General features: G+C 64.3%; 15 protein-coding genes. 6 read left to right on the forward strand and 9 right to left on the reverse strand.

The window, feature by feature from the left end:
- Positions 1-17: 17 nt before the first annotated feature.
- Positions 18-647: a 50S ribosomal protein L25/general stress protein Ctc gene (locus AWJ14_RS00080; RefSeq protein WP_066173209.1), complete on the forward strand. Its 630-nt coding sequence runs from the start codon at positions 18-20 to the stop codon at positions 645-647.
- A gap of 33 nt (positions 648-680) precedes the next feature.
- Entirely contained in the window at positions 681-1406 is a 726-nt protein-coding gene (gene pth / locus AWJ14_RS00085) for an aminoacyl-tRNA hydrolase (RefSeq protein WP_066173212.1), read from the forward strand.
- Positions 1407-1461: 55 nt separating this feature from the next.
- Here the strand turns inward: pth and AWJ14_RS00090 are convergent, their stop codons facing one another.
- Entirely contained in the window at positions 1462-1836 is a 375-nt protein-coding gene (locus AWJ14_RS00090; protein WP_066173215.1) for a hypothetical protein, read from the reverse strand.
- 108 nt (positions 1837-1944) lie between these two features.
- On the reverse strand, positions 1945-2703 hold the full coding sequence (locus AWJ14_RS00095) for an SDR family NAD(P)-dependent oxidoreductase (RefSeq protein ID WP_066173220.1): 759 nt from the start codon (positions 2701-2703) through the stop codon (positions 1945-1947).
- Positions 2704-2860: 157 nt separating this feature from the next.
- Here AWJ14_RS00095 and AWJ14_RS00100 point away from each other — a divergent pair, with 157 nt between their 5' ends.
- Positions 2861-3751, forward strand: a complete 891-nt coding sequence (locus tag AWJ14_RS00100) for an AraC family transcriptional regulator (RefSeq protein ID WP_066173223.1) — start codon at positions 2861-2863, stop codon at positions 3749-3751.
- Between the two features lie 204 nt (positions 3752-3955).
- A complete protein-coding gene (ychF, locus tag AWJ14_RS00105; RefSeq protein ID WP_066173225.1) occupies positions 3956-5059 on the forward strand; it encodes a redox-regulated ATPase YchF in 1104 nt (367 codons plus the stop codon).
- A gap of 57 nt (positions 5060-5116) precedes the next feature.
- On the opposite strand, the gene AWJ14_RS00110 is transcribed toward ychF, so the two are convergent.
- Positions 5117-5323 (reverse strand): YgaP family membrane protein, encoded by a 207-nt coding sequence (locus AWJ14_RS00110; RefSeq protein ID WP_066173229.1) that lies wholly within the window; start codon positions 5321-5323, stop codon positions 5117-5119.
- A 233-nt stretch (positions 5324-5556) separates the two neighbouring features.
- Between AWJ14_RS00110 and AWJ14_RS00115 the strand changes: the two genes are divergently transcribed.
- Together AWJ14_RS00115 and AWJ14_RS00120 are read left to right on the forward strand one after the other, a co-directional pair.
- Complete coding sequence (locus tag AWJ14_RS00115; RefSeq protein WP_066173231.1) at positions 5557-6030, forward strand: MaoC family dehydratase; 474 nt, start codon at positions 5557-5559, stop codon at positions 6028-6030.
- On the forward strand, positions 6027-6515 hold the full coding sequence (locus tag AWJ14_RS00120) for a MaoC family dehydratase (RefSeq protein ID WP_066173233.1): 489 nt from the start codon (positions 6027-6029) through the stop codon (positions 6513-6515). The genes AWJ14_RS00115 and AWJ14_RS00120 overlap by 4 nt, the downstream gene beginning before the upstream one ends.
- A 102-nt stretch (positions 6516-6617) precedes the next feature.
- On the opposite strand, the gene AWJ14_RS00125 is transcribed toward AWJ14_RS00120, so the two are convergent.
- The 6 genes from AWJ14_RS00125 to AWJ14_RS00150 all read right to left on the reverse strand — a co-directional run bounded on the left by AWJ14_RS00125 (position 6618) and on the right by AWJ14_RS00150 (position 14193).
- Complete coding sequence (locus AWJ14_RS00125) at positions 6618-7160, reverse strand: adenine phosphoribosyltransferase (protein WP_066174712.1); 543 nt, start codon at positions 7158-7160, stop codon at positions 6618-6620.
- Between the two features lie 250 nt (positions 7161-7410).
- Entirely contained in the window at positions 7411-8289 is an 879-nt protein-coding gene (locus tag AWJ14_RS00130; protein WP_066173236.1) for a cytochrome c1, read from the reverse strand.
- A 28-nt stretch (positions 8290-8317) separates the two neighbouring features.
- Positions 8318-9574 carry a cytochrome b gene (locus tag AWJ14_RS00135; RefSeq protein WP_066173240.1) on the reverse strand — a complete coding sequence of 419 codons (1257 nt, stop codon included), beginning with the start codon at positions 9572-9574 and terminating at the stop codon, positions 8318-8320.
- A gap of 14 nt (positions 9575-9588) precedes the next feature.
- Positions 9589-10152: a ubiquinol-cytochrome c reductase iron-sulfur subunit gene (petA, locus tag AWJ14_RS00140; protein ID WP_139112477.1), complete on the reverse strand. Its 564-nt coding sequence runs from the start codon at positions 10150-10152 to the stop codon at positions 9589-9591.
- A 218-nt stretch (positions 10153-10370) separates the two neighbouring features.
- Positions 10371-12230, reverse strand: coding sequence for an ABC transporter ATP-binding protein (locus AWJ14_RS00145; protein ID WP_066173246.1), 1860 nt, complete (start codon positions 12228-12230; stop codon positions 10371-10373).
- A 94-nt stretch (positions 12231-12324) separates the two neighbouring features.
- Positions 12325-14193 carry an ABC transporter ATP-binding protein gene (locus AWJ14_RS00150; protein ID WP_066173249.1) on the reverse strand — a complete coding sequence of 623 codons (1869 nt, stop codon included), beginning with the start codon at positions 14191-14193 and terminating at the stop codon, positions 12325-12327.
- Between the last annotated feature and the right edge of the window lie 21 nt (positions 14194-14214).

A 14214-nucleotide genomic window follows, 5' to 3' on the forward strand; every position in this document is an offset into this window, starting at 1 on the left:
CCTCGAAAGGATATGCCATGAGCCACTCGACTTATGAGCTCAAGGCCGAGGCGCGCGCACAGGTTGGTAAGGGGTCCGCCCGTGAACTTCGCCGCAACGGTTTGATTCCCGCTGTCATCTATGGTGACAAGAAAGACCCTGTTTCGATCGCGCTCTCGCGCAACGAAGTGACCAAGAAGATCCACGCCGGCGGTTTCATGACCACCATCGCGACGATCGACGTGGACGGCACCAGCTACCAGGTGCTGCCGAAGGACTACCAGCTCGACCCGGTCCGCGACTTCCTGCTGCATGTCGACTTCCTGCGCGTGTCGAAGAACACGCTGGTGACCGTGGAAATCCCGGTCCACTTCGAAAACGAAGAGAAGTCCCCCGGCATCAAGCGCGGCGGCGTGCTCAACATCGTGCGCCACACCGTCGAGTGCCACTGCCCGGCCAACGACATTCCCGACGCGATCACCATCGATCTGACGGGTCTGGAACTGGGCGCCGGCATCCACATCTCGCATGTCACGCTGCCCAAGGGCGTTGAGCCGACGATCACCGATCGCGACTTCACCATCGCCACCATCGCAGCCCCCGCCGGCCTGAAGAGCGACGACAACGCCGCTGCCGACGAGGCTGAAGAAGGCGACAGCGAAGAATAGGCCAGTCTGGCCCGTAACGGAGGAGCCGGCTCCATGCTGCTCATCGCAGGCCTTGGAAATCCCGGCCCCCAATACGCCCGAAACCGGCACAATGTCGGCTTCATGGCGGTGGACGAAATCGCCCGCCGCCATTCCTTTTCCGGATTTTCGAAGAAATTCCGCGGCGACCTCGCCGAAGGCACCATTGCCGGCGAAAAGATCCTGCTCCTCAAGCCCATGACCTTCATGAACCTTTCGGGCGACAGCGTCGGCGAAGCCATGCGGTTCTACAAGCTTTCCACCTCGGACCTGATCGTGCTGCATGACGAACTCGACCTTGCGCCGGGCAAGCTCAGGCTCAAGTCCGGCGGCGGCAATGGCGGCCACAACGGCCTCAAATCGATCGACGCCCATTGCGGCAAGGACTACAGGCGCCTGAGGATCGGCATCGGCCATCCCGGCCACAAGGACCGCGTCAACCCGCATGTGCTGGGCGATTTCGCCAAGGCCGACGCCGAATGGCTCGAGCCGCTGCTCGACGCCATCGCCGGCAATGCCGAGCTGATGGTGCGCGGCGACGACGCGGGCTTCCTCAACAAGATCGCGCTTGCCACCGGAACCGCGCCCGGGTCGTCCAAGCCGCAAAAGCCGGCGAAGCCGGCCGCGGCGGGCAAATCCCATATCCGCCAGGCGCGCAATTCGGCACAGCCGAAACAGCTTCCGACCTCCGGCCCCATGGCCGACATGTTGAAAAAGCTGTTCGGCGGCGAGAAGGACTGAGCGCCGCGGCGATCACCGCCAGAGACGACCGGACCGACGACCGGGCATCCAGGCCTCACAGATCGGTAACGCGCTGCCAGAACAGGTCGACGAAGGCGCCGAGCCCGGCCTCGATCAGGCGCGCGATGCCAAGCGCGGCACCGTCGATGAACAACATCGCGCCGAGCCCGCCGAGAACGAAGGACACGACGTAGAGCCTGAGATTCTTGAGGCTGTCCAAACGGTAATAGCCGGCGTCGTCGAATTCGACGCCCCAGAGGTAGTCGCCCCAGCTGTAATCGCTCGACACCAGCACATTGACCGAGGGCGTATCGGAAATCTTGTCGGGAAAGACGTTGAAGACCGCGCGGCCGACATGGGCGAGCGCCCCGAGCAGGGCGAAGACGAGGCCCGCGACCACAAAATGCCAGGTGGCGAGTTCGGTTTCCATGGCGGTATCCTCCGGCAATCGGGTCTCAACGATGCCACACAATCCTTTCCGCCGCGTTGACCGGGCCAGGCGGAGCGGGCGTCGCCGCCCGCCCGCCGGCACGCGGCTTTACAGGAACATGCCGCCCGAGACCTCGATCCGCTGCGCGGTCATCCACTGCGCCTGGCTGGTCAGGATGCTCGCGATCGCCTGGCCGATATCCTCAGGTCGCCCGACCCGGCCCATCGCGGTGTTGGCGGCCACGGAGGCGTTGACATCCGGATTGTCGCGCACGACCCCGCCGCCGAAATCGGTCTCGATGGCGCCCGGCGCGATCACGTTGACGGCGATGCCGCGCGATCCGAGCTCCTTGGCCATGTAGCGCGTCAGCACTTCCACAGCGCCCTTCATGGCTGCATAGGCGGCGTATCCGGGCATGCTGAAGCGCGCAAGCCCGGACGACACGTTGAGGATCCGCCCCCCATTGGCGATCATCGGCAGCAGCCGCTGGGTGAGAAAGAACACGCCCTTGAGATGCACGTTGACGAGCGCGTCGAACTCCGCCTCCGTGGTGTCGGCAAAGCCCGCATGAATGCCCATGCCCGCATTGTTGACGAGAAAGTCGAAGGTCTCGCGGCCCCAGACCGAGGCCAACGTGGCACCGAGATCCTGCGCGAAGGCCTCGAAGGCGCGGGCATCTCCGGCATCGAGCCTGAGCGCGGCCGCCGTGCCGCCAAGGGCCTCGACCTCGGCGACGACGGCCGCCGCCTCGTCCGCGCGGGAGAGATAGGTGATGACGACGCCGACGCCCTGGCGGGCGAGGTGAAGCGCGGCGTTGCGGCCGAGGCCGCGGCTGCCGCCGGTGACGAGTGCGATTTTTCTGCTCATGACTGGCTCCTTCGATTGGGATGAGCCATGTCTATCCGCCCGGCCGGTTTCGGTCCTGCCGGATACTCCGCAATTCCTGCCCGATCCTCCGAAACGCCGCGGCGACGCGTGACGCACGCCCGGGAAAGGGCTAGAACGCTTCTGGAAAGGAGCCGCCATGACCACAGCCGAACTGGCGCGCCGGATCTTCGATTCCGTGGGCGAAAACGCCAATTCCACCCGGAGTTGGCAGACATCCGTCCCGAATCTGGCGTTTCATCTCCAGACCCGTCCGAACGCCTACGAGGCCACCATCTACCATCCCGTCGTCTGCCTGAACCTCCAGGGGCGCAAGGAGGTCACGATCGGCGACCAGTCGGTTGAATTCGGCGACGGCCAGTCGCTGATCGTCAGCCACGAACTGCCGGTGATGGCACGGGTGACCGAGGCGAGCCCCGAGCGGCCCTACCTGGCGCTGATCGTGTCGCTCGACATGGGGATCGTGCAGAGCCTGTGCGACGAGGTCGGCCCCGCCGTCCCGGCGCACCCGCAGACCCGGTCGCTGTCGGTGGGACCGGTGGACGAGCGCCTGATAGAAACCCTGAGCCGCTATGTCGCGCTCACCGCCGATCCGGTCGAGGCGCGCGTGATGGCGCCGCTGATCCTCAGGGAAATCCACTTCCGGCTGCTGATGGCCGACCATGGCGGCATGCTGCGCCAGTTTCTGCACCGCGACAGCCATTCGAGCCGCATCGCCCGCGCCATCGGCCTGATCCGCAGCGACTACCGCACGCCGCTTGCCGTGGCCGATCTCGCGGACGCGGCGGGCATGAGCCCCTCCTCCTTCCACCAGCATTTCCGGCAGGTCACCGGCACCACGCCGCTTCAATACCAGAAGGATCTGCGCCTGACCGAGGCCCGCCGGCTGCTCGCGGCCGAGGCGCTGTCGGTCGCCTCGGCCGCTTTCGAGGTGGGCTACGAGAGCGCCACCCAGTTCAGCCGCGAATACGCGCGCAAATTCGGCGCGCCGCCGCGCAAGGATGTGCTGCGCCCGGCCGGCGTCGCCTGAGACGCAGGCTTTTTTGCCCCCTGCCCGCGCCAACCGGTCTTCGCCCCTTGACGCGGCACGGGACTTCCATACAAAGCCGCTACAGCAGCTTTCCCGGTTCCCTGCACAGGGGCGGTTGAACAGTGCACCGGCTCAACGTGCCGCGGCCTGCAGGGTCTTTCCTGGCGCACGGCCGGGCGGCAACGACACAAAGGACATCATCCCATGGGTTTCAAATGCGGCATCGTCGGCCTGCCCAATGTCGGCAAGTCCACCCTGTTCAACGCGCTGACGCGGACGGCCGCCGCCCAGGCCGCCAACTATCCCTTCTGTACCATCGAGCCCAACACCGGCGAGGTGGCGGTGCCGGACCCGCGCATGCAGAAGCTCGCCTCCGTGGCGGGCTCCAAGGAAATCATCCCCACCCGCATTTCCTTCGTCGACATCGCCGGCCTGGTGCGCGGCGCCTCCAAGGGCGAGGGTCTGGGCAACAAGTTCCTCGCCAATATCCGCGAGGTCGACGCGATCGTGCATGTGCTCCGCTGCTTCGAGGATGACGACATCACCCATGTCGAGGGCCGCATCGACCCCGTCGGCGACGCCGAGACCATCGAAACCGAACTGATGATCGCCGACCTCGAAAGCCTCGAGCGCCGCACCGAACAGACCCGCAAGCGCGCGGCCGCCAAGGACAAGGAATCGCTGACCGTGCTGCCGGTGATGGAAGCGGCGCTCAAGCTGCTGCAGGACGGCAAGCCGGTGCGCACGCTGCTCAAAACCATGGCGCCGGAAGAACTCGCTATCCTCAAGGGGCTGAACCTGCTGACCTCGCACCCCGTGCTTTATGTCTGCAATGTCTCGGAAGCCGATGCGGCGACCGGCAACGCCCACACCGAGGCCGTTGCCAAGATGGCCGCCGAACAGGGTGCGGAGACGATCATCGTCTCGGCCGCGATCGAGGCGGAAGTGGCGCAACTGCCGGCCGAGGAGTCCGCCGAATTCCTCTCGGCTCTCGGGCTTGAGGAAGCCGGTCTGGACCGGCTGATCCGTGCCGGCTACAGCCTGCTCGACCTGATCACCTATTTCACCGTCGGCCCCAAGGAAACCCGCGCCTGGACCATCGAACGCGGCACCAAGGCCCCGGCCGCCGCCGGCGTGATCCACACCGATTTCGAGCGCGGCTTCATCCGCGCCTTCACCATCGCCTATGACGACTATGTCACCCTCGGCGGCGAAGTGGCCGCCAAGGAAGCCGGCAAGGCGCGCGACGAAGGCAAGGAATATGTCGTTCAGGACGGCGACGTCATCCATTTCCGCTTCAACACCTGAGACGAACCCGGGCGTGGGGCAAGCCGCCACGCCCGGCCACAGGCAGGCGCGCTCCGCTCAGGCGCGCTTTGCCGGGCAGGTCGACACGCCGATGATCGAATAGAGCGGACAGGTGCTCAACAGGCCCGTCAGCAGCGGCACGATTCCGATCAGGGTGTAATAGCGCCAGGGCGCATCCGGATAGACGAAGAACAGCGCGAGCAGGACGAGCCCGACAACGATGCGCAGGACGCGGTCGATACCGCCGACATTGGTTTTGAACATTCGCAAACTCCCATGTTGAGGTTGGCTGGGCCGCCAACATATATAGAAGATACCGAATATATCTGATCCGTGCTTTGACAGGGATCAATCAACGCTACCAGATTGCTCGATCGGTCCGGCCCCGTGGGCGCCATCCGGTTGAATTCCTAAGGGCTTGAACCAAACCGGCGCTTTCACGCCCCGGCGAATTCCTCTAGATTGCGCGGACTTCAATCCCGAAAGTGACGGATGCGATGCCTGACGACGATTTGCTGCATTTCGAAGACCTCATTCCGGGCCAGGTGTTCCCCCTTGGCCCCAAGACGGTTACCGCCGAGGAGATCATCGCCTTCGCCAGCGAATTCGACGCCCAGCCGATGCATCTGGATGCGGAAGCCGGAAAGAACTCGATCCTGGGCGGCCTGGCCGCATCGGGCTGGCACAGCTGCTCGATGATGATGCGGATGATGGCGGATTCCTACCTGCTGCGCATGGCCGCGGAAGGCGCGCCGGGCGTGGATTACGTCAAGTGGAAGAAGCCGGTGCTGGCCGGCGACGTGCTCAAGGGCGAGACCCGTGTGCTCGACGGCCGCCCGTCGAAATCGCGGCCGGGCATCGGCATCGTCAGTTTCCGCCATGAGCTGCGCAACCAGCGCGGCGAGACCGTTCTGGAATCGGAAAACCCGGTCATGCTGCGCCGCCGTGCGGTCGAGGAGGCAGCCCAATGACGATCGACCCCGCCTTCGCCCCCGGCGCTCACAAGGAGCTGGGCAGCATCGTCTTCACCGCCGAGGCCATCATCGAATTTGCGGAAAAGTTCGACCCGCAGCGCTTCCACACCGATCCGGAGGCGGCCAAGGACAGCGTGTTCGGCGGGCTGTGCGCCTCGGGCTGGCACACCGCCGCCACCTGGATGAAGCTCAACATCGCCGCCAGCATCGCCGAGGCGGAAGAAGCCAGCCGGGAGGGCCGCGTGCTGCCGGAAATGGGCCCCTCCCCGGGCTTCCGCAACATGCGCTGGTTCAAGCCGGTCTATGCCGGCGACGAGATCTTCTATTCGCGCACCGTGCGCGGCACGCGGCCGCTCGCCTCGCGTCCCGGCTGGTCGATCCTGGAATTGAGTTCGGAAGCCCGCGACCGCAATGGAGAGCTGGTGATGAGCTTCGATTCCGCTGCGCTGATCCGCTTTCCGGAGGACAGCCGGGACGGCTGACACGCCCGGGCGGGACGCTGACACGCCAGGCCGCCTCCCCGCGATCGCCGGGCCCCGTAAGGGGCTCTCCGGCTGCATAGGCCGGTTTGGATGGCCGCGGGATCAGTGCCCTTCGTAGGAGATCAGCGTGCGCACCTGCACGCCGAGATCCTCGAGCTTCTTGCGGCCGCCGAGATCCGGCAGGTCGATCACGAAGCAGGCTGCGACGATATCGGCGCCCATCTGCCGCAACAGCTTGACCGCACCCTCGGCAGTGCCGCCGGTGGCGATCAGGTCGTCGACCAGGATCACGCTTTCGCCCGGCGCGATGGCGTCGCGATGCATCTCCATCTCGTCGACGCCGTATTCCAGGCTGTAGGCCACGCGCACCGTGTCATGCGGCAGCTTGCCCTTCTTGCGGATCGGCACGAAGCCGGCGGAGAGCTGGTGCGCCATAGCACCGCCGAGAATGAACCCGCGCGCCTCGATGCCGGCGATCTTGGAGACCCGGAGCCCGGCATAGGGATGCACCAGTTCGTCGATCGCCCGCCGGAAGGCACGCGGCGCGCCCAGAAGCGTGGTGATGTCGCGAAACAGGATCCCGGGCTTCGGGTAATCCTTGATGGTGCGGATGGCGGCGCGCAGTTCGTTTTCAAGATTAGTCATGGACATGCCCCAATGTGATGTCGCTTCGCGACCGCCTCGCCCCCCGGCGATGGACCAACGCGAAGAAAATGGCCGGAGGCCCTGCCTCCGGGGCATCGCCCGATCCCCCGATCAGGCGGACGCCCACCCGCGCACCGGCTGCCGCCACTGTGCGGTGTGTCCGCGCTCCGCGCAAGACGCTTTCGCCGGACACAAAGACGCCGCCCGGAGGCGGCGTCTCAATCGCGTGAAGTGCGGTGTCCCGCAGCGCTTAGTGCGGCTGGTTGGCGAACACGGCGCGCTTGGTCACATAGACCAGCGCCGTCAGCAGCAGCATGAACATCAGCACCATGAAGCCCGTGCTCTTGCGGTCTTCGAGATGCGGCTCTGCGGCCCACATCAGGAACGCGGAGACGTCCTTCGAATACTGGTCGAGCGTTTCCGGCGAGCCGTCGTCATAGGTGACGAAGCCGTCGTCGAGCGGCGGCGCCATGGCGAGCGCAGCCGAGCCGGCGAAATAGGGGTTGAAGTAGTTGCCGTCGGTGACGGTCACCCCTTCCGGTGCGTCCTGGTATCCGGTCAGCAGCGAATAGATATAATCCGGGCCGCCTTCCTGATACTGGGTGAAGATGTCGAAGATGAAGGTCGGGAACCCGCGCTCGACGCCACGGGCCTTGGCCAGCACCGACATGTCGGGCGGGGCCGCGCCGTTGTTGGCATAGGCAGCCGCCTGCGTGTTCGGGAACGGCGAGGGGAAGTGGTCCGACGGGATCGCCGTGCGGGTAAACATCTCGCCTTCGTCGTTCGGGCCGACCTCGACCTCGTAATTGGCCGCGAATGCCTTCACTTCCTCTTCCGAGTAGCCGAGACCCTCGAGGGTGCGGAAGGCGACCAGGTTCATCGAGTGGCAGGCCGCGCAGACTTCGGAATAGACCTTCAGGCCGCGCTGCAGCTGTGCCTTGTCGTAATGGCCGAACAGGCCCGCAAAGCTCCATTCGACATTCTTGGGCTTCAGGATCGGATAGTGCCCCGAAGCTTGCGCATGCTCGGCGGCGGCGGCCAGGTCGTGGCCCTCCTCCGCTCGGGCTGCGGTCATGGCCGACGAGGCCAGGGCCGCGATCAGCGCGATGCTCGTAACAAACTTGTTCATTGTTTGATTTCCTTTCAGCCGCTGATCATCAAGCCTTGGCGCTCTTTTCGAGAACCGCTTCGGTAATCGAATTGGGTAGCCGTTTCGGCGTTTCGATCAGGCCGAGGATCGGCATGATGACGAGGAAGAAGCCGAAGTAGTAGACCGTGCCGATCAGCGACAGCAGGGTGTAAAGGTCGCTCGCGGTGCGCGAACCGAGCCAGCCCAGGAAGATGCAGTCGAAGACGAACAGCCAGAAGAACAGCTTGAACCACGGGCGGTAGGCCGCCGAACGAACCTTCGACGTGTCCAGCCACGGCAGGAAGAACAGCACGATGATCGAGCCGAACATCACCAGCACGCCGCCGAGCTTGGAGTCGATCGGGCCGATGTCGAAGGTGATGGCGCGCAGCATCGCGTAGAACGGCAAGTAGTACCATTCCGGAACGATGTGGGCAGGCGTCTTCAGCGAGTCCGCCATGATGTAGTTGTCGGGGTGACCGAGATAGTTCGGCATGAAGAAGATGAACCATGCGAACACCAGCAGGAACACCATGGTGCCCATCGCATCCTTGACCGTCGCATAGGGCGTAAAGGGCAGCGTGTCGGTCTTCGACTTCACTTCCACGCCGGTCGGGTTGGTCTGGCCGGTCACGTGCAGCGCCCAGACGTGCAGGACGACGACGCCCGCGATCATGAACGGCAGCAGGTAGTGCAGCGAGAAGAAGCGGTTGAGCGTCGGTTGGTCGACGGCGAAGCCGCCAAGCAGGAACTGCTGGATCCATTCGCCCACCAGCGGGAACGCCGTGAAGAAGCCGGTGATCACCGTTGCGCCCCAGAACGACATCTGACCCCAGGGCAGCACGTAGCCCATGAAGCCGGTGGCCATCATCAACAGATAGATGACGACGCCGAGGATCCAGAGGATCTCGCGCGGTGCCTTGTAGGAGCCGTAGTAGAGACCACGGGCGATGTGCAGGTAGACGGCGATGAAGAAGAACGACGCGCCGTTGGAGTGCATGTAGCGCAACAGCCAACCATTGTTGACGTCGCGCATGATCTTTTCGACCGAGTTGAAGGCCAGCGCGGTGTCGGAGACATAGTGCATGGCCAGAACCACGCCGCTCAGGATCTGAACGATCAGCATCACCGACAGCATGGCGCCGAAGGTGTAGGTATAGTTCAGGTTGCGCGGGACCGGATAGGAGATGAAACTGTCATGCGACAGCCGCAGCAAGGGCAGACGCGCGTCCATCCATTTGCCGATGCCTGTCGTCGGATTGTAGGTCGAATGATCGCCACTCATGGTAAATTGTCCCCTTAACCGATCTTGATGACAGTGTCAGACACGAAGGCGTAAGTCGGCACATGCAGGTTTTCAGGTGCCGGGCCTTTGCGAATGCGCCCTGCCGTATCGTAATGCGAGCCGTGGCACGGACAGAACCAGCCGCCGAAATCGCCCTGCTGGCCAAGCGGAATGCAGCCCAGATGGGTGCAAACGCCGATCATGACCAGCCAGTTTTCCTTGCCTTCGCCGGCGGAGCGGGCAACGTCGGTGGCGGTTGCGGTCCCGTCCACATTGGCGTTGCGTGCGAGCTGGTCCTTGAGATCCTCGAGCGGCACCGCATTGGCGGCTTCGATTTCTTCCGGCGTACGGTTGCGGATGAAGATCGGCTTGCCGCGCCACTTCACCGTCAGCGACATTCCCGGCTGAAGGCTCTCAACGTTCACTTCGATGGAGGAAACCGCCAGGGTGGAAGCATCCGGGCGCATCTGGTCGATGAACGGCCAGGCAAATGCCGCGGCGCCGACTGCGGCCGTGGCTCCCGTGGAGATGTAGAGAAAATCGCGCCGGGTGGGGCCACCCGCGCCGTCGTGTGTCATGTTTGCGCTCACGGCTCAACGTCCTTCTTGATGCTGCGTCCGTATCAGTGTTCTCCGCGTTCTAGTGCGGATCCGGCCAAACCGCTATAGGTGGATTCGGCCAAAGTCGGCAATCCGACAGAATACTAACAATCGCGCGGGTTCTATTCCGCTTGAGAAGATAAGTCCATACCGCAGACGACCGGAAGGGCACAATGTCGCGGTATGAAACGGCCAAGCTATTCAGCGGCTTCGTCGGTGCCGATGAAGCCCCCGGATTGACGTGCCCACAAATCCGCATAGAGCCCGCCGCGGGAGAGAAGCTCGGCATGCGTGCCGGTCTCGATCACCCGGCCATGGTCCATCACCACCAGCCTGTCCATGCGCGCGATGGTGGAGAGCCGGTGGGCGATGGCGATCACGGTCTTGCCTTCCATCAGCGTATCGAGATTTTCCTGGATCGCCGCCTCGACCTCGGAATCGAGCGCGGAGGTCGCCTCGTCGAGCACCAGGATCGGCGCGTTCTTGAGCATCACCCGGGCGATGGCGATGCGTTGCCTCTGCCCGCCCGACAGCTTGACGCCACGCTCGCCGACATGGGCGTCGAGCCCCCTGCGGCCGCTGCTGTCCGAGAGCGCGGAAATGAAACCATCGGCTTCGGCCAGGCGAGCCGCCCTTTCAACCTCCGCATCCTCGGCGCCGGGCCGGCCATAGCGGATATTGTCGCCCACCGAACGGTGCAGAAGCGACACGTCCTGCGCGATCACCCCGATATGGGATCTGAGAGATGCCTGGGTCACGTCGCGAATATCCTGCCCGTCGATGAGAATGTGTCCGCCCCGGACATCGAAAAACCGCAACAAGAGCGCCACCAGCGTCGACTTGCCGGCTCCTGATCGGCCCACGAGCCCTACCTTTTCGCCGGCCGCGATGGTCAGGGAGAGATCGTCGAGCACCGTAAGGTTGTTTCGATAGGCGAAGGAGACCTGATCAAAGCGGATTTCGCCAGACTTGACGGCAAGCGGGGGCGCATCGGGCGCATCGAGAATTGTGGGCGGCGTGGTCAGCACCGGCATGGCGTCCTCGAGAATGCCGATCGTCCGGAAAATCTGCTGTCCCATGGCCTGAAAGGCGCGTCCGTTGGCCGCGAGACGCTGCACCAGTGCGACAGCGGCAACGAAATCGCCGATCGAGACGATCCCCCGGCTCAAACCAAAGAGGCCGACGGCGAAGGTTGCGAAAAACAGCAGCGCATTCAGGCCAACCAGCAAGATATTGGCCGAGATGAAGACCCGGCGTTCCTGATACTGGCTGTCGATGGATTGGGCGATGACCTTGCGCATCTGCCCCGCCTCGCTGTCCTCGGCCGCGAACTGCTTGACCATCTGGATATTGCCGTAAATGTCGGTCATTGCGCCGACCACGAGGCTTGAGGCGCGGGCAACGCCGCCCGAACGCTTCGAGAAAAGCGGGATCACCCGCCAGCTCAGCACGGCGTTGGCGATCATCCATATGACAACCGGCACGGCCAGCGGCCAGGCCAGCACGGTCAGCAACACCAGTGAGCCGACGAACTGCAGGATAAAATGCGGGATGTCCTGGAAGGCGAGCGACAGCTGGCTCTGCACCGCATTGGTCACCTGTGAAATCCGGCTTGCAACCTGCCCTGCGAAAAGGTCGTGAAAGAAGGACAGGTCCTGCCGCTCCACAGCCTTGTGTCCCTGCCACAGGATGGCCGCCGGCAATCCGACGCCGAGTGCCTGCCCCGAAATTGCATTGCCGATGAATGTCAGGATTGGCCCGATCGGGAATATGAGCAGGCCGATGAACGCCAGCACCGGCCATTCGCGCCCGACAAAGTCACTCACGGTACCAGAGGCGATCCCGTCGACCACGAACGACAAGCCCCAGACCACCGTCAGATTGATCGCCTCGCCAATGGCGCTGAGAAACGCGACGACAATCAGAATGCCGCGAAAGCGCGACATGAAATGAAACAGCACCGCAAACGCTCCACTGTCGGGCAGCGGCTCGACCGGCATGTTGAGCGGTCTGACGAGACTTTCAAACGGCCGGAACAAGAAATCGGACAAGGGCATCGGAAGTCCTTCAATATTGAACCGGGACAGGCAGGCGGCGTCAAAGCATCGCCTGCAACAGCTTTGGACGTCATACCGTGACAGGGTCTCGCGGCTATTCCGCGGCTTCGTCGGTGCCGATGAAGCCTCCGGATTGACGTGCCCACAAATCCGCATAGAGCCCACCGCGGGAGAGAAGCTCGGCATGCGTGCCTGTCTCGATCACCCGGCCATGGTCCATCACCACCAGCCTGTCCATGCGCGCGATGGTGGAGAGCCGGTGGGCGATGGCGATCACGGTCTTGCCTTCCATAAGCCGGTCGAGGTTTTCCTGGATCGCCGCCTCGACCTCGGAATCGAGCGCCGAGGTCGCCTCGTCGAGCACCAGGATCGGCGCGTTCTTGAGCATCACCCGGGCGATGGCGATGCGCTGGCGCTGGCCGCCCGACAGCTTAACGCCACGCTCGCCGACATGGGCGTCGAGCCCCCTGCGGCCGCGCTGGTCGCTCAGGCTCTCGATGAAACCGAGCGCCTCGGCGGTGCGTGCGGCGGCAAGGATTTCCGCGTCGCTCGCCTCGGGCCGGCCGAACACGATGTTCTCGCGGATCGAGCGATGCAGAAGCGCGGTATCTTGCGTGACCATGCCGATCGCCTGGCGCAGGGATTCCTGGCGCACATCGGCAACGTCCTGCCCGTCGATCTCGATCCGCCCCGATTGCAGGTCGTAAAACCGCAGCAGCAGATTGACCAGGGTCGACTTGCCCGCCCCCGAGCGGCCCACCACTCCGAGCTTTTCCCCCGGCGCAATCGTGAGCGACAGGTCCTCGATCACCGGCCGGGCCGGATCGTAGCCGAAACGGACGCGATCGAACCGGATGCCGGCGCGCTCGATCCGGAGTTCGCCCGCCTCCGCGCGATCCTTGAGATCGATTGGTCGCGCCACCAGTTCGGCGGAATTCTGCACCGTTCCCAGATTGCGCATCAGGCTGTTGAGCTGGGTCATCATCCGGCCCAGAAGCATGTTGAGCCTGAGCACGAGCGACAGCGTGAACGCGACCGCGCCGACCGAGATCGCGCCGGCAAGCCAGAGATCGATCGAAAACGCGGCGATCGCGGCGATCATCAGGCCCGACAGCGCGGCGAGCGAGGCGCGGACCCCGGTCAAATGCCGCGTGAACGGCACGATGGTGGCCACGAACTGGTCGAAGCCCTCCCTGATGTAGCGGTCGTTGTCGGCCTCGCGCGCATAGAGCTTGAGCGTCTGGATATTGGAGTAGCTGTCCGTCAGCCGGCCGGTCAGCATCGCCGAGGCTTCCGCGCTCGCCCGCGCATGGCGCCGGATGCGCGGCACGAAATAGCGTGCGAGCACGCCGAAGGCGGTGATCCACACGAGCACCAGCGCCGACAGCCGCCAGTCGAGCTGCGCCACCAGCGCCATCGTGGTCGCGGTGTAAATGATGATGAACCAGACCACCTGCAGAAGCGAAACCATGAAATCGCCGGTGGCCTGCCCCGCCGACCAGACCTTGGTGACGATGCGGCCGGCGAAATCGTTCTGGAAGAAGCCGAGGCTCTGGCGCGAAACATGGGTATGGGCCTGCCAGCGCACCAGGTTGAGAAAGCCCGGAACGACCGTCTGCTCCTCGACCAGCGCCGCGACCGTGACCACGAGAAACCGCCCCAGCAACACCACGAACAGCATGAAGGCGAGCGTCGGGCCATGGCCGGCGATCAGCCCCTCCCAGCCCGCGGCCGGATCGGACTGGTCGAGCACGTCGACCAGCCGGCCCACGAAATAGAACAGCCCCGCCTCGAGCAGTGCCACCAGCCCGCCCAGCGCCAGCATGGCCGCGAACGCACCCCTGGCCTGCCCCACGAAATGCCACAGGAAACCGAAGGTCGCCGCCGGCGGCCGGTAGCTCTCACGCCGGACAAACGGATCGATCCAGCGTTCGAACGCTTCAAGCAGGGGTCGGAAAATCATGAGCGCAACAATAGGGCGCGG

The organism is Parahoeflea olei (genome assembly GCF_001703635.1).
GTDB lineage: Bacteria > Pseudomonadota > Alphaproteobacteria > Rhizobiales > Rhizobiaceae > Hoeflea > Hoeflea olei.

Bases quoted from the DNA above. Each gene is read 5' to 3' on its own strand.
- AWJ14_RS00115 (WP_066173231.1), top strand. From the start codon at position 5,557: ATGCCTGACGACGATTTGCTGCATTTCGAAGACCTCATTCCGGGCCAG.
- petA (WP_139112477.1), bottom strand. From the start codon at position 10,152: ATGACACACGACGGCGCGGGTGGCCCCACCCGGCGCGATTTTCTCTAC.
- AWJ14_RS00145 (WP_066173246.1), bottom strand. From the start codon at position 12,230: ATGCCCTTGTCCGATTTCTTGTTCCGGCCGTTTGAAAGTCTCGTCAGA.
- AWJ14_RS00120 (WP_066173233.1), top strand. From the start codon at position 6,027: ATGACGATCGACCCCGCCTTCGCCCCCGGCGCTCACAAGGAGCTGGGC.
- AWJ14_RS00090 (WP_066173215.1), bottom strand. From the start codon at position 1,836: ATGGAAACCGAACTCGCCACCTGGCATTTTGTGGTCGCGGGCCTCGTC.
- AWJ14_RS00135 (WP_066173240.1), bottom strand. From the start codon at position 9,574: ATGAGTGGCGATCATTCGACCTACAATCCGACGACAGGCATCGGCAAA.
- AWJ14_RS00095 (WP_066173220.1), bottom strand. From the start codon at position 2,703: ATGAGCAGAAAAATCGCACTCGTCACCGGCGGCAGCCGCGGCCTCGGC.
- AWJ14_RS00100 (WP_066173223.1), top strand. From the start codon at position 2,861: ATGACCACAGCCGAACTGGCGCGCCGGATCTTCGATTCCGTGGGCGAA.
- AWJ14_RS00080 (WP_066173209.1), top strand. From the start codon at position 18: ATGAGCCACTCGACTTATGAGCTCAAGGCCGAGGCGCGCGCACAGGTT.
- AWJ14_RS00150 (WP_066173249.1), bottom strand. From the start codon at position 14,193: ATGATTTTCCGACCCCTGCTTGAAGCGTTCGAACGCTGGATCGATCCG.
- pth (WP_066173212.1), top strand. From the start codon at position 681: ATGCTGCTCATCGCAGGCCTTGGAAATCCCGGCCCCCAATACGCCCGA.
- AWJ14_RS00130 (WP_066173236.1), bottom strand. From the start codon at position 8,289: ATGAACAAGTTTGTTACGAGCATCGCGCTGATCGCGGCCCTGGCCTCG.
- AWJ14_RS00110 (WP_066173229.1), bottom strand. From the start codon at position 5,323: ATGTTCAAAACCAATGTCGGCGGTATCGACCGCGTCCTGCGCATCGTT.
- AWJ14_RS00125 (WP_066174712.1), bottom strand. From the start codon at position 7,160: ATGACTAATCTTGAAAACGAACTGCGCGCCGCCATCCGCACCATCAAG.
- ychF (WP_066173225.1), top strand. From the start codon at position 3,956: ATGGGTTTCAAATGCGGCATCGTCGGCCTGCCCAATGTCGGCAAGTCC.